The 15,076-nt window shown below is 38.3% G+C and carries 14 protein-coding genes and 1 pseudogene; 13 read left to right on the top strand and 2 right to left on the bottom strand.

The window, feature by feature from the left end; translation table 11 throughout:
- Window positions 1–5: 5 nt before the first annotated feature.
- Complete coding sequence (locus SK642_RS05310; RefSeq protein ID WP_033683705.1) at window positions 6–1,121, top strand: glycerate kinase; 1,116 nt, start codon at window positions 6–8, stop codon at window positions 1,119–1,121.
- Here SK642_RS05310 and SK642_RS05305 read toward each other — a convergent pair.
- Window positions 1,118–1,564, bottom strand: a complete 447-nt coding sequence (locus SK642_RS05305) for a DUF1694 domain-containing protein (protein WP_033683704.1) — start codon at window positions 1,562–1,564, stop codon at window positions 1,118–1,120. The genes SK642_RS05310 and SK642_RS05305 overlap by 4 nt on opposite strands.
- Window positions 1,565–1,727: 163 nt before the next feature.
- Here SK642_RS05305 and eno point away from each other — a divergent pair, with 163 nt between their 5' ends.
- The 6 genes and pseudogenes from eno to SK642_RS05270 all read left to right on the top strand — a co-directional run bounded on the left by eno (window position 1,728) and on the right by SK642_RS05270 (window position 8,641).
- Window positions 1,728–3,044, top strand: a complete 1,317-nt coding sequence (eno, locus tag SK642_RS05300; protein ID WP_000022814.1) for a surface-displayed alpha-enolase — start codon at window positions 1,728–1,730, stop codon at window positions 3,042–3,044.
- A 255-nt stretch (window positions 3,045–3,299) separates the two neighbouring features.
- Complete coding sequence (locus tag SK642_RS05295; RefSeq protein WP_033683702.1) at window positions 3,300–4,559, top strand: UDP-N-acetylglucosamine 1-carboxyvinyltransferase; 1,260 nt, start codon at window positions 3,300–3,302, stop codon at window positions 4,557–4,559.
- 15 nt (window positions 4,560–4,574) lie between these two features.
- Window positions 4,575–5,125, top strand: a pseudogene (locus tag SK642_RS05290) (GNAT family N-acetyltransferase).
- On the top strand, window positions 5,118–6,395 hold the full coding sequence (gene spxR, locus SK642_RS05285; protein ID WP_033683700.1) for a CBS-HotDog domain-containing transcription factor SpxR: 1,278 nt from the start codon (window positions 5,118–5,120) through the stop codon (window positions 6,393–6,395). The pseudogene SK642_RS05290 and the gene spxR overlap by 8 nt, the downstream one beginning before the upstream one ends.
- A 15-nt stretch (window positions 6,396–6,410) precedes the next feature.
- Window positions 6,411–7,271: a methionyl aminopeptidase gene (locus tag SK642_RS05280; RefSeq protein WP_033683699.1), complete on the top strand. Its 861-nt coding sequence runs from the start codon at window positions 6,411–6,413 to the stop codon at window positions 7,269–7,271.
- Window positions 7,272–7,723: 452 nt separating this feature from the next.
- Entirely contained in the window at window positions 7,724–8,641 is a 918-nt protein-coding gene (locus tag SK642_RS05270; protein ID WP_033683698.1) for a bifunctional riboflavin kinase/FAD synthetase, read from the top strand.
- A 47-nt stretch (window positions 8,642–8,688) separates the two neighbouring features.
- Here the strand turns inward: SK642_RS05270 and SK642_RS05265 are convergent, their stop codons facing one another.
- Window positions 8,689–9,537, bottom strand: a complete 849-nt coding sequence (locus SK642_RS05265; protein ID WP_033683697.1) for a YitT family protein — start codon at window positions 9,535–9,537, stop codon at window positions 8,689–8,691.
- Between the two features lie 141 nt (window positions 9,538–9,678).
- Here SK642_RS05265 and SK642_RS05260 point away from each other — a divergent pair, with 141 nt between their 5' ends.
- From SK642_RS05260 to adcAII, 6 genes are all read left to right on the top strand, one after another.
- Window positions 9,679–10,518, top strand: coding sequence for a DegV family protein (locus tag SK642_RS05260; RefSeq protein WP_033683696.1), 840 nt, complete (start codon window positions 9,679–9,681; stop codon window positions 10,516–10,518).
- A 108-nt stretch (window positions 10,519–10,626) separates the two neighbouring features.
- On the top strand, window positions 10,627–10,902 hold the full coding sequence (locus tag SK642_RS05255; RefSeq protein ID WP_001284637.1) for an HU family DNA-binding protein: 276 nt from the start codon (window positions 10,627–10,629) through the stop codon (window positions 10,900–10,902).
- 308 nt (window positions 10,903–11,210) lie between these two features.
- A complete protein-coding gene (gene ccdA2 / locus SK642_RS05250; RefSeq protein WP_033683695.1) occupies window positions 11,211–11,918 on the top strand; it encodes a thiol-disulfide oxidoreductase-associated membrane protein CcdA2 in 708 nt (235 codons plus the stop codon).
- Window positions 11,919–11,929: 11 nt separating this feature from the next.
- Window positions 11,930–12,496: a thiol-disulfide oxidoreductase-associated lipoprotein SdbB gene (gene sdbB, locus SK642_RS05245; protein WP_033683694.1), complete on the top strand. Its 567-nt coding sequence runs from the start codon at window positions 11,930–11,932 to the stop codon at window positions 12,494–12,496.
- Window positions 12,497–12,616: 120 nt separating this feature from the next.
- The gene (locus SK642_RS05240; protein WP_033683691.1) at window positions 12,617–14,008 is read left to right on the top strand and encodes an APC family permease; all 1,392 of its coding nucleotides are present in this window, start codon (window positions 12,617–12,619) and stop codon (window positions 14,006–14,008) included.
- A 143-nt stretch (window positions 14,009–14,151) separates the two neighbouring features.
- Window positions 14,152–15,069: a zinc-binding lipoprotein AdcAII gene (adcAII, locus tag SK642_RS05235; RefSeq protein WP_033683690.1), complete on the top strand. Its 918-nt coding sequence runs from the start codon at window positions 14,152–14,154 to the stop codon at window positions 15,067–15,069.
- The last annotated feature ends 7 nt before the right edge of the window (window positions 15,070–15,076 follow it).

Raw genomic sequence — 15,076 nt, 5'->3', positions numbered from 1 at the left:
AAAACATGAAGATTGTAATTGCACCAGATTCGTTTAAGGAAAGTTTGAGCTCTGAAGAGGTGGCTGAAGCTATTAAAAGAGGCTTCCAACAATCGATAGCAGATGTAGAATGTCTCCTCTGTCCTGTTGGTGATGGAGGAGAAGGCACTGTAGATGCTATCCGACATTCTCTCGATCTAGAAGAAAAATGGATTCAAGTAACAGGACCTTTTGGACAAAAAGAAGCCATGCGCTATTTTCAAAAAGGACAACTGGCATTATTCGAAGTTGCTGATTTGGTTGGCCTTGGAAAGATTCCGTTAGAGGAACGAAATCCACTTCAAATCCAAACTTGTGGTATTGGAGAGTTGCTTCTTCATCTCATTGCTAAAGGGATTAAAGATATCTATATCGGAGTTGGTGGCACGGCCAGTAATGATGGAGGACTGGGGATTGCTGCTGGTTTGGGTTATCAATTTTATGATAAGGATGGAGATGTATTGCCTGCTTGCGGTCAATCCTTACTAAACTTAGCTTCTGTTTCAACAGAAAATCGCTATGAAATACCCGAAGATATTAAAATTCGTATTTTAGCAGATGTTGTGAGTCCCATATGTGGGCATCAAGGTGCAACTTACACGTTTGGCAAGCAAAAAGGCCTAAATCCCACTATGTTTGAGACCGTAGATCAGGCAATCCAAGATTTTTATGAAAAAGTCTCACCCGAAACATTGGAACTTAAAGGAGCAGGAGCTGGTGGAGGCATTGCTGGCGGTTTGTGTGCCTTTGCACAGGCAGATATCGTGTCTGGAATTGACACTTGTTTAGATTTGATTGACTATGATAAGAAAGTTGTAGATGCTGACTTGGTTATTGTTGGTGAAGGAAGACTAGATCGTCAAAGTTTAGCAGGCAAAGCTCCAATAGGTGTTGCAAAAAGAACCCCTGTCGGAGTTCCTGTTATTGCTATTTGTGGTAGTCTCGCTGAAGATTTACCTTCCCTATCATTTGAAAATATCCAAGCTGCCTTTTCTATTTTGGAGAAAAGTGAACCTCTAGAAGATAGTTTGAACAATGCCAGTGTCTATCTGGAGCACACGGCTGCTAATATTGGGTGTTTATTAAGTCTGAGTAAGATTTAGCCAAACCATTTCTTCCAGAAGGATGTTTTGACTGGTTCTTCCTTTTTACCTTCCCAAAGATTTGGAAAAGCAAGTCGAAGATCTTTTTCTTCTACTTGAACTGGTGCATTGGTATGGATAACCAAGCCGAAAGGAGAAGAAGTGTGTTCTTCAGATACTATTGTGGCTTGGCTATTAGTTTCTTTTGCTTCTTTTAAGTAGAAAACTTGCTTGTCAAATTCGATAGTTGGGGAAATCTTCACAAATAGAGGTTCTGCTTTTTCCTGAAGGTTTTCTAAAATAGATAAAAAGCCTTTTTCTAGTTGAGGGCTATTTGCCGTATCAATATCTGCATATCCAAGTACTCTTTCCTCAAAAGTACCAAGATAGCGTCTTTGCTCATCTGGATTTAATTTTGCCCCACCATGAGCTTTTTCAAGTAATTGTTTTGATAAATCTGTCATGAAAACAGTATATCATAAAAGTTAGAATAAAACAGACAAAAGAAAGCGATTACTTTATAAAGTTAAGGAAAATTTGCACAAAGATAACGTTTTTTCTTGAAAAAGGAGGGGTTTTAAGGTATTATAGAGGTGTAAAAAATTTAACTCATAAGGAGAGTAAAAAATGTCAATTATTACTGATGTTTACGCTCGCGAAGTCCTAGACTCACGCGGTAACCCAACACTTGAAGTAGAAGTTTACACTGAATCAGGTGCTTTCGGACGTGGTATGGTTCCATCAGGAGCTTCTACTGGTGAACACGAAGCAGTTGAACTTCGCGACGGTGACAAATCTCGTTACGGTGGTCTTGGTACACAAAAAGCTGTTGACAACGTAAACAACATCATTGCTGAAGCTATTATCGGCTACGATGTACGTGATCAACAAGCTATCGACCGTGCTATGATCGCACTTGACGGTACTCCTAACAAAGGTAAATTGGGTGCGAACGCAATCCTTGGTGTATCTATCGCTGTAGCTCGTGCTGCTGCTGACTACCTTGAAATCCCGCTTTACAGCTATCTTGGTGGATTCAACACTAAAGTTCTTCCAACTCCAATGATGAATATCATCAACGGTGGTTCTCACTCTGACGCTCCAATTGCTTTCCAAGAGTTCATGATCTTGCCAGTTGGTGCGCCAACATTCAAAGAAGCTCTTCGTTACGGTGCTGAAATCTTCCACGCTCTTAAGAAAATCCTTAAATCACGTGGTTTGGAAACTGCCGTAGGTGACGAAGGTGGATTCGCTCCTCGTTTCGAAGGAACTGAAGACGGTGTTGAAACTATCCTTGCTGCGATCGAAGCTGCTGGATATGTTCCAGGTAAAGACGTATTTATCGGATTTGACTGTGCTTCATCAGAATTCTACGATAAAGAACGTAAAGTTTACGACTACACTAAATTTGAAGGTGAAGGCGCTGCTGTTCGTACATCTGCAGAACAAATTGATTACCTTGAAGAATTGGTTAACAAATACCCAATCATCACTATCGAAGATGGTATGGATGAAAACGACTGGGATGGTTGGAAAGCTCTTACTGAACGTCTTGGTAAGAAAGTACAACTTGTTGGTGACGACTTCTTCGTAACAAACACTGACTACCTTGCACGTGGTATCCAAGAAGGTGCTGCTAACTCAATCCTTATCAAAGTTAACCAAATCGGTACTCTTACTGAAACTTTTGAAGCTATCGAAATGGCTAAAGAAGCTGGTTACACTGCCGTTGTATCACACCGTTCAGGTGAAACTGAAGATTCAACAATCGCTGATATCGCAGTTGCAACTAACGCAGGACAAATCAAGACTGGTTCACTTTCACGTACAGACCGTATCGCTAAATACAACCAATTGCTTCGCATCGAAGACCAACTTGGTGAAGTAGCAGAATACCGTGGATTGAAATCATTCTACAACCTTAAAAATAAAATAGTTCAGTGAACTATTTTATCCCGAACCTTGAAATTCAAAAGTTCGGCCGTTGATTTAACAACGTTTCTAGCCCCTCGGATTTTATCCGAAGGGCTATTTTTGCATTTAGGGGGCAAAAAAGGGGCATAACTTTTTAAGAAAGCTCAGCTACCAACAAATACGATTCAGCCATATAATTGAAAATGATGGAAAAAAGGGTGAATTTGTGATATACTTTAACGTAGGACCTTTTTAGAAATTTTGAAAGAGTATTAAAAATTTAAAATGAGAAAAATTGTTATCAATGGTGGCTTGCCCCTGCAAGGTGAGATTACCATTAGTGGCGCAAAAAATAGTGTAGTAGCTTTGATTCCGGCTATCATTTTAGCCGATGATGTTGTGACTTTGGATTGTGTACCAGATATTTCTGATGTTGCTAGTCTTGTTGAAATCATGGAGTTAATGGGGGCTACTGTTAAGCGTTATGATGATGTGTTAGAGATTGATCCAAGAGGTGTTCAAAATATTCCAATGCCTTATGGAAAAATCAACAGTCTTCGTGCATCTTATTATTTTTATGGAAGTCTTTTAGGTCGCTTTGGTGAAGCAACAGTTGGTTTACCGGGAGGATGTGATCTTGGTCCTCGTCCGATTGACCTACACCTTAAGGCATTTGAAGCTATGGGAGCAACTGTTAGCTACGAGGGAGATAACATGAAGTTATCTGCCAAAGAAACGGGACTTCATGGCGCAAGTATTTACATGGATACGGTAAGTGTGGGAGCAACGATCAATACGATGATTGCTGCGGTTAAAGCAAATGGCCGTACGATTATTGAAAATGCAGCTCGTGAACCTGAGATTATTGATGTAGCTACTCTCTTGAATAATATGGGTGCTCATATCCGTGGTGCTGGAACCAATATTATTATTATTGATGGTGTTGACAGATTACATGGAACTCGTCATCAGGTAATTCCAGACCGTATTGAAGCTGGAACATATATATCTTTAGCTGCTGCAGTTGGTAAGGGAATTCGTATAAATAATGTTCTTTACGAACACCTAGAAGGATTTATTGCTAAGTTAGAGGAAATGGGAGTTCGAATGACTGTATCCGAGGATAGTATTTTTGTCGAAGAACAGTCTAATTTGAAAGCAATTAATATTAAAACAGCTCCTTACCCAGGCTTTGCAACTGATTTGCAACAACCGATTACCCCTCTTTTGCTAACAACTAATGGTCGTGGTACAATTGTTGATACGATTTATGAAAAACGTGTAAACCATGTTTTTGAATTAGCTAAAATGGACGCAGATATATCAACAACAAATGGTCATATTTTATACACAGGTGGATGTGATTTGCGTGGAGCAAGTGTTAAAGCGACTGACCTGAGAGCTGGTGCAGCTTTAGTTATTGCTGGTTTGATGGCCGAGGGACAAACTGAAATTACCAATATCGAGTTTATCTTACGTGGTTATTCTGATATTATCGAAAAATTACGTAATCTAGGAGCGGATATTAGACTTGTTGAGGATTAAACCGTAGAGGTGTTTATGAATATTTGGACCAAATTAGCAATGTTTTCTTTTTTGAAACGGATCGCTTGTATTTGCGTCCTTTCTTTTTTAGTGATAGCCAGGATTTTTATGAGATAGCTTCGAATCCAGAAAATCTTCAATTTATTTTTCCAAGTCAAGCTAGTCTCGAAGAGAGTCAATATGCACTGGCCAATTATTTTATGAAATCTCCATTAGGAGTATGGGCTATTTGTGACAAGAAAACTGAAAAAATGATTGGTTCAATCAAGTTTGAAAAGCTAGACGAAATTAAAAAAGAAGCAGAACTTGGTTATTTTTTAAAAAAAGAGGCTTGGTCGCAAGGCTTTATGACAGAGGTTGTTAGAAAAATTTGTCAGCTGTCTTTTGAAGAATTTGACTTAAAACAATTATCCATCATTACCCATCTAGAAAACGAAGCTAGTCAAAAGGTTGCTCTTAAGTCTGGATTTAGTTTGTTCCGTCAGTTTAAAGGCAGTGATCGCTATACAAGGAAAATGCGAGATTATCTTGAATTTCGCTTTGTAAAGGGAGAATTTAATGAGTAAACACCAAGAAATTCTAAGCTATTTGGAAGAATTACCTGTTGGGAAAAGGGTCAGTGTTCGTAGTATTTCCAATCATCTGGGAGTCAGTGATGGAACTGCTTATCGAGCCATCAAGGAAGCTGAAAACCGTGGAATTGTGGAGACTCGTCCTCGTAGTGGAACAATTCGCGTTAAATCGAAGAAAGTTGCTATCGAAAGATTAACATATGCAGAAATTGCAGAAGTAACTTCTTCTGAGGTGTTAGCTGGACAAGAAGGTTTAGAAAGAGAATTTAGCAAGTTTTCAATCGGTGCCATGACTGAACAAAACATCTTGTCTTACCTTCATGACGGGGGGCTTTTGATTGTCGGAGACCGTACCCGTATTCAGTTGTTAGCCTTGGAAAATGAAAATGCGGTTCTGGTTACAGGGGGATTTCAGGTTCATGATGATGTCCTTAAACTGGCCAATCAAAAAGGGATTCCTGTTTTAAGAAGCAAGCATGATACCTTTACCGTTGCGACCATGATAAACAAAGCTTTATCAAATGTCCAAATCAAGACTGATATTCTGACAGTTGAGAAACTTTATCGTCCAAGTCATGAGTATGGTTTTCTAAGAGAGACAGACACAGTCAAAGATTATCTGGATTTGGTACGTAAGAATCGTAGCAGTCGTTTTCCAGTTATTAACCAACATCAGGTTGTTGTTGGTGTTGTAACCATGAGAGATGCAGGGGATAAATCACCAAGCACGACAATTGATAAGGTCATGTCTCGTAGTCTATTTTTTGTTGGATTATCGACAAATATTGCAAATGTCAGTCAACGGATGATTGCTGAAGACTTTGAAATGGTACCAGTTACTCGGAATAATCAAACCTTGCTTGGAGTTGTGACGCGACGAGATGTCATGGAGAAGATGAGCCGTTCCCAAGTTTCGGCTCTACCGACTTTTTCTGAGCAGATTGGTCAAAAACTCTCTTATCACCATGATGAAGTAGTCATTACAGTAGAACCCTTTATGCTTGAGAAAAACGGAGTCTTGGCTAATGGTGTATTGGCTGAAATTCTGACTCACATGACACAAGATTTGGTTGTGAATAGCGGAAGAAATTTAATAATAGAGCAGATGCTGATCTACTTTTTACAGGCTGTTCAGATTGATGATATATTGCGCATTCAAGCACGCATTATCCATCATACTAGACGATCAGCTATTATTGACTACGATATTTATCACGGCCATCAGATTGTTTCAAAAGCAAATGTGACTGTTAAAATTAATTAGAAACTAGGTGAAAAAATGATAACATTAAAATCAGCTCGTGAAATCGAAGCTATGGATAAAGCTGGTGATTTCCTCGCAAGTATTCATATCGGCTTACGTGATTTGATTAAGCCTGGCGTAGATATGTGGGAAGTTGAAGAATACGTTCGCCGTCGTTGTAAGGAAGAAAATTTCCTTCCACTTCAGATTGGGGTTGACGGTGCCATGATGGATTATCCTTATGCTACCTGCTGCTCTCTTAATGATGAAGTTGCTCACGCTTTCCCTCGTCATTATATCTTAAAAGATGGTGATTTGCTCAAGGTTGATATGGTTTTGGGAGGTCCTATTGCTAAGTCTGATTTGAATGTCTCAAAATTAAACTTTAACAATGTTGAGCAAATGAAGAGATACACTCAGAGCTATTCTGGTGGTCTAGCAGACTCATGTTGGGCTTATGCTGTTGGTACACCGTCCGAAGAAGTGAAAAACTTGATGGATGTAACCAAAGAAGCCATGTACAAGGGAATTGAGCAAGCTGTCGTTGGAAATCGTATCGGTGATATCGGTGCGGCTATTCAAGAATACGCTGAAAGTCGTGGTTACGGGGTAGTGCGTGATTTGGTTGGTCATGGTGTTGGTCCAACAATGCACGAGGAGCCAATGGTTCCTAACTATGGTATTGCTGGTCGTGGACTCCGTCTTCGTGAAGGCATGGTACTGACTATCGAACCAATGATTAATACTGGTGACTGGGAAATCGACACAGATATGAAGACTGGCTGGGCTCATAAAACCATCGACGGTGGTCTATCTTGTCAATATGAACACCAATTCGTGATTACGAAAGATGGACCTGTTATCTTGACTAGTCAAGGTGAAGAAGGAACTTATTAAAAGAAAGTGAAAAGGCTGCTGGAAATTCATTTCCTATAGAATTCAGTAGATCTTTTCATGATAAAAAGCATTGTATCAAGCTTTTATGTACTGATATAATGCGTTTTTCTGATTTTAAGATTCTTATACTCTTCGAAAATCTCTTCAAACCACGTCAACATCGCTTTGCCGTAGATATGGTTACTGACTTCGTCAGTTCTATCCACAACCTCAAAACAGTGTTTTGAACTGACTTCGTCAGTTATATCTGCAACCTCAAAGCAGTGCTTTGAGCAACCTGCGGCTAGTTTCCTAGTTTATGCTTTGATTTTTATTGAGTATGAACTCAATCTCTTGTAATTTATGTTGATTTCAAAAACAAAATTCTTCTAAAATAGTACACTTCAGGTTAAAAAAATGTCATTTCAGATTTTCTGTTCCAGAAATAGCTATCACTATGATATAATTATTTTATGATTATTACTATTCCTATAAAAAACCAAAAAGATATTGGCACACCATCTGATTCAGTCGTTGTTCTAGGCTATTTTGATGGTATACACAAGGGGCATCAAGAATTATTTCGCGTTGCCAATAAGGCTGCGAGAAAGGATTTATTGCCTATCGTCGTTATGACCTTTAATGAATCTCCAAAAATTACTTTAGAGCCTTATCATCCTGACCTATTTTTACATATTTTGAACCCTGCTGAACGTGAGAGGAAATTAAAACGAGAAGGTGTTGAAGAATTATATCTCCTTGATTTTAGTAGTCAATTTGCTAGTCTCACGGCAGAAGAATTTTTTGCAACTTATATCAAGGCTATGAATGCTAAAATTATTGTTGCAGGTTTTGATTATACATTTGGTTCTGACCAAAAAACGGCAGAAGACTTAAAGGATTACTTTGATGGAGAAGTCATTATCGTTCCACCTGTAGAAGATGAGAAAGGAAAGATTAGTTCAACTCGTATCCGTCAGGCTATTTTAGATGGAAATGTGAAAGAAGCAGGGGAACTTTTGGGGGCACCGCTTCCATCAAGAGGTATGGTGGTTCATGGTAATGCTCGTGGTCGTACGATTGGTTATCCGACAGCGAATTTGGTGCTTTTAGACCGTACTTATATGCCAGCAGATGGTGTTTATGTCGTTGATGTTGAGATTCAAAGGCAGAAGTATCGTGCTATGGCTAGTGTCGGGAAAAATGAAACCTTTGATGGAGAAGAAGCACGTTTTGAAGTCAATATTTTTGATTTTAATCAAGATATTTATGGCGAGACCGTCATGGTTTATTGGCTAGATCGCATTCGTGATATGACAAAATTTGATTCTGTTGACCAATTAGTGGATCAGTTAAAGGCAGATGAAGAAGTAGCTCGGAATTGGTCTTAAAAGCTTGAGTAAATAAAACAAAAAAGAGGTAACTACAAGACCTCTTTTTATTCTTTTTCAAAGGTAAAGCCTTCTCCTAGGATTTCATGGGCTTCTGTAATAGTTATAAAAGCTTGAGGATCGATTCGATGAATCATTTCCTTCATTTTAACAATCTCATTTCTACCGACAATACAGTAGATGATTTTCAAATCTTTTTGACTATAGTAGCCTTGCCCTGAGATAAAAGTAACACCTCTTCCTAGGTCATCATTAATAGCCTTAGCAAGTTGGTCAGGACGTTTAGTAATAATCATAAATCCTTTACCTGCGTATCCTCCTTCCCCAATCAAATCAATCACTCGGGATACAATGAAAGTAAAGAGCAGAGTGTAAGTAACCAATCTCAAATCCTTAAAAATAAGGAGAATGAGCATGAGAATACAAAAATCTAAGATAAAAAGCAGTTTACCCATGGAGAAATGAGTGTATTTGTTGAGGATACGGGCTAGAATATCTGTTCCACCCGTTGTACCTCCAGCGTTAAAGATAATTCCAAGACCAATTCCTAATAGAATTCCAGATATAAGGGCAGTAATTAGTAAATCACCTTGAAGGTCAATATGAAGGGGAATACGCTCAAAAAAAGCTAACCAGGTAGATAGAGCCAAGGTTCCAAGTAAACTAGAATAGAGAGATTTTGCTCCAAATATTTTCCAAGCTAGAATGAAAAGGGGGATATTAATCAATAGGTTCATAAGAGAGACAGGTATTTTAAAAAGATAAAAGGTAATGAGGGTAATGCCTGTCGCCCCTCCTTCGAAGAGATGGTGGGGAATTACAAAATAGGTTAGACCAAAAGCATAAATGCCAGCACCTAGTAAAATGGTTAAAACGGGATAGATTTTTTTAATCATAGGACACCTCTTTTCTTATAAGTTGATTATATCAAATTTTTAAGAAAAATTTGATTGACTCCATTAGGATTTTTAATCTTTTTTTGATATAATTAGAAGTAAGGAAACCAATCTGAATCCTAAAATAGAAAGATTGACACTATGACAAAAATTAAGATTGTAACCGATTCATCTGTTACTATTGAGCCAGAATTAGTAAAGCAATTAGATATTACGGTTGTTCCACTATCTGTAATGATTGATAATGTTGTTTATTCGGATGCTGATTTGAAAGAAGAAGGTAAATTTCTTCGGTTGATGCAAGAAAGTAAGAACCTTCCGAAAACAAGTCAACCACCTGTAGGTGTCTTCGCTGAAGTTTTTGAAGACCTGTGTAAGGATGGTAGTCAGATTCTTACTATTCATATGTCCCATGCCCTTTCGGGTACGGTAGAAGCAGCGCGCCAAGGTGCTAGCTTATCCACTGCCGACGTGACAGTTATTGATAGTTCCTTCACTGACCAAGCCTTAAAATTCCAAGTTGTCGAAGCTGCTAAATTGGCACAAGAAGGCAAAGAGATGGCGGAAATTTTATCTCATGTAGAAGAAGTAAAAAAACATACGGAGCTCTATATTGGCGTTTCTACTCTAGAAAATCTAGTAAAAGGTGGACGAATTGGTCGTGTAACTGGATTGTTGAGCTCACTTCTCAATATCCGTGTTGTCATGCAGATGAAGGACCATGAATTGCAACCAATGGTTAAAGGTCGTGGCGCTAAAACTTTTAAAAAATGGTTGGATGAGTTGATAACATCACTCTCTGAACGTTCTGTAGCAGAGATTGGAATTTCATATTCTGGTAGTTCTGATTGGGCAAAAGAGATGAAAGACAATTTGCAGCCTTATGTTGAAAAGCCAATTTCAGTATTGGAAACAGGTTCTATTATTCAAACTCACACTGGTGAAAACGCTTGGGCTATTTTAGTTCGTTACAATTCCTAAAAAAAATAAAGAAAATGCGAATAAATAGCGTTTTTAACTTGACCTAGAAGGGATTTTAGGATATGATTATAGTTGTTAATTAGAAATTAAATTGGAGGAATCATTAACATGGCAAACAAACAAGATTTGATCGCTAAAGTAGCAGAAGCTACAGAATTGACTAAGAAAGACTCTGCAGCAGCAGTTGAAGCTGTATTCGCAGCAGTAGCTGACTACCTTGCAGCTGGTGAAAAAGTTCAATTGATCGGTTTTGGTAACTTTGAAGTTCGTGAGCGTGCTGCACGTAAAGGTCGCAACCCACAAACTGGTAAAGAAATCACAATTGCAGCTTCTAAAGTTCCAGCATTCAAAGCTGGTAAAGCTCTTAAAGACGCTGTTAAATAATCAGCCTTTAAAAAGCCTATCATATCAAGCATTTGAGCTTGTGTGACAGGCTTTTTTTGTATATAGGGGGCAAATCTGAATTAATACTCAATGAAAATCAAAGAGCAAACTAGGAAGCTAGCCGCAAGCTGTACTTGAGTACGGTAAGGCGACGCTGACGTGGTTTAAATTTGATTTTCGAAGAGTATAACTAGTGGCAGAAATGACTATTCATGTATAGGCTAATTTAATTTGCGTAGCAGAAATCATACAAATAAACTTGATTATAGTACAATAGGATATGAATTATTAAGAAAGTTGGTTCATTATTGGAAACGATAGTATTTTCAATCTCCGTTTTTTTAGCAGGGGTCTTGTCTTTCTTTTCCCCTTGTATTTTTCCTCTGTTACCAGTTTATACTGGAATTTTGCTGGATGATCAGGAAAGCGCAAAAAGTTTTTCTTTGTTTGGGAGAAAGGTTCTATGGTCAGGTTTGATTCGAACACTTTGCTTTATCGCAGGTATTTCTCTTATTTTCTTTATTCTAGGATTTGGTGCTGGTTACTTTGGTAATATTCTCTATGCCAATTGGTTTCGCTATACCATGGGTACGATTATTATCATTTTAGGCCTTCACCAGATGGAAATTTTTCATTTTAAGAAATTAGAGGTTCAAAAAAGCTTAACTTTTAAGAAATCAGAAGCCAATCGTTATTGGTCAGCCTTTTTACTCGGTATTACCTTTAGCTTCGGTTGGACGCCTTGTATTGGTCCAGTTTTGAGTTCTGTTTTAGCGCTTGCGGCTTCTGGTGGTAATGGGGCTTGGCAAGGAGCCATATATACTCTTATTTACACTCTGGGGATGGCTATTCCTTTCTTGGTCTTGGCTCTAGCTTCAGGTGTAGTAATGCCTTATTTTAGTAAAATCAAGCGTCATATGATGCTACTGAAGAAAATTGGTGGTTTCCTCATTATTTTAATGGGAATTTTGTTACTATTAGGACAAGTAAATGTTCTAGCTGGAATTTTTGAATAAAGGAGAAAAAGATGAAAAAAGTAATGTTTGCTGGCTTAAGCCTTTTGTCATTAGTCGTATTGATGGCCTGTGGTAAGGAAGAGACTAAAAAGAGTCAAGCACCACAACAAGCCCCAAAACAGCAGCAACAAGCGCCTGTACAACAAATTGCTATTGGAAAAGAAGCTCCAGACTTCACCTTGCAATCCATGGATGGTAAAGAAGTTAAGTTATCTGATTATAAGGGTAAAAAAGTTTACTTAAAGTTTTGGGCTTCATGGTGTGGTCCATGTAAGAAAAGTATGCCTGAGTTGATGGAATTAGCTGCGAAACCAGATCGTGATTTCGAAATTCTTAGTGTCATTGCACCAGGAATTCAAGGCGAAAAAACTGTTGAGCAATTCCCACAATGGTTCCAAGATCAAGGTTATAAGGATATCCCAGTTCTTTATGATACCAAAGCAACAACATTCCAAGCTTATCAAATTCGAAGCATTCCTACAGAATACTTAATTGATAGCCAAGGCAAGATTGGAAAGATTCAATTTGGTGTTATCAGCAATGCAGATGCAGAAGCAGCCTTTAAAGAAATGAACTAGAATAGATGAAATCTGATTACAATATGTATTCAGATTTTTTTAGAAAAATATTTTATAAATATTCACAAATTTCCTATATTTATGGTAAAATAGAATCATCATTTGATTTTGGAGAGAAAGATGAATATATTTAGAACAAAGAATGTTAGTTTAGATAAAACGGAGATGCACAGGCATTTGAAGTTATGGGACTTGATTTTGCTGGGTATCGGAGCCATGGTAGGGACAGGCGTCTTTACAATTACAGGTACTGCAGCTGCAACGCTTGCTGGTCCTGCTCTAGTGATTTCAATCGTCATTTCTGCCTTGTGCGTGGGATTATCAGCCCTCTTTTTTGCAGAATTTGCTTCACGAGTACCTGCTACAGGTGGTGCCTACAGCTATCTCTATGCTATCTTAGGAGAATTCCCTGCCTGGTTGGCTGGCTGGTTAACCATGATGGAGTTCATGACAGCCATATCAGGTGTAGCTTCGGGTTGGGCAGCTTATTTTAAAGGCTTGCTATCTCAATACGGGATAGCCCTTCCTCAGGCTTTAAATGGGACCTTTAATCCTCAAGCAGGGACGTTTGTTGATTTACTACCTATTCTTGTTTTGGTCTTAGTGACATCGCTTGTTTTACTCAATGCTAAAGCAGCCTTACGCTTTAATTCAATTCTAGTTATTTTGAAATTTTCCGCTTTAGCCCTCTTTGTTTTAGTAGGAATTTGGCATATCAAACTTGATAATTGGAGCAATTTTGCTCCTTATGGTTTTGGACAAATCTACGGTGCTAGTACTGGTATCATGGCTGGTGCGTCCTTAATGTTCTTTGGATTTTTGGGATTTGAATCGATCTCTATGGCTGTAGATGAAGTCAAGACTCCTCAAAAAAATATTCCGAGAGGGATTGTCTTATCGCTTTCTATCGTAACCATTCTTTATGCTTTGGTGACTCTTGTTTTGACTGGTGTGGTTCACTATAGTCATCTAAATGTCGATGATGCCGTTGCCTTTGTCCTTTGTAGTGTTGGGATTAGTTGGGCAGCTAACTATGTGTCATTAGTGGCTATCTTGACCTTGATTACAGTTTGTATTTCGATGACCTATGCCCTATCGCGTATGATATACAGTTTAGCGCGTGACGGCTTAATGCCTGCTGCCTTTAAGGAACTGACGAAGACAAGTAAGGTACCCAAAAATGCTACTATCTTGACAGGTCTAGCTTCAGCAGTAGCAGCAGGAATGTTCCCACTAGCTAGTATTGCAGCTTTCTTAAATATTTGTACCCTAGCCTACTTGATCATGCTAGCATACGGCCTGATTCGCTTACGGAAAGAAAAAGGGATGCCCAAAGCTGGGGAATTTAAAACACCATTGGTACCCCTGTTACCCATTTTATCGATCATCATTTGTTTATCCTTTATGTTGCAGTATAATATGGAAACCTGGATTGCTTTCCTAGTTGCTTTGTTGATAGGAAGTATCATTTACTTTACTTATGGCTATAAACATTCCACTATAGAAGAATAAAGTGAGAATCTGTTGAGTTATTCAAACTCAGCAGATTTTTATATGTGAAAGAAATTTTCAATTTTTTTCTAAAAATAGCTTGACAGATTAAATTTTTAGGAGTAGAATGTTTACCAGTTAATTAAATAGTTAAGGGGTTATCCATGAAGAAAAAAAGTTTATTTTTAGTATTGTTAAGTATTTTTCTTTTGTGTTTAGGTGCTTGTGGTCAAAAGGAAAGTCAGACAGGAAAAGGGATGAAGATTGTCACAAGTTTCTATCCTATCTACGCTATGGTAAAGGAAGTATCTGGTGACTTGAATGATGTTCGGATGATTCAGTCAAGTAGTGGGATTCACTCCTTTGAGCCTTCAGCAAATGACATCGCGGCCATCTATGATGCAGACGTCTTTGTTTATCATTCTCATACGCTCGAATCTTGGGCAGGAAGTCTGGATCCCAATCTTAAAAAATCCAAAGTTAAGGTTTTAGAGGCTTCTGAAGGAATGACATTAGACCGCGTTCCAGGGCTAGAAGATGTTGAAGCAGGGGACGGTGTTGATGAAAAAACATTGTATGATCCTCACACATGGCTTGATCCTGAGAAAGCTGGTGAAGAAGCTCAAATTATCGCTGATAAACTTTCAGAGGTGGATAGTGAGCATAAAGAAACTTACCAGAAAAATGCGCAAGCCTTTATCAAAAAAGCTCAGGAATTGACTAAGAAATTCCAGCCTAAATTTGAAAAAGCGAGTCAGAAAACTTTTGTAACACAACATACAGCCTTTTCTTATCTAGCTAAGCGATTTGGACTCAATCAACTTGGTATTGCAGGTATTTCTCCTGAACAAGAACCAAGTCCACGACAACTTACAGAAATTCAGGAATTTGTTAAAACCTATAAGGTTAAAACGATTTTTACAGAAAGTAACGCTTCTTCAAAAGTAGCTGAAACTCTTGTCAAATCAACAGGTGTAGGTCTTAAAACTCTGAATCCTTTAGAGGCAGACCCGCAAAATGACAAGACTTATTTAGAAAATCTTGAAGAAAATATGAGTGTTCTAGCAGATGAATTGAAATGAGGAAAGA

The sequence above is a fragment of the Streptococcus mitis genome (genome assembly GCF_000722705.1).
Taxonomy (GTDB): domain Bacteria; phylum Bacillota; class Bacilli; order Lactobacillales; family Streptococcaceae; genus Streptococcus; species Streptococcus mitis_P.
The sequence above is the reverse complement of the archived record's forward strand: the minus strand, read 5'-3'. Positions and strand labels throughout refer to the sequence as shown.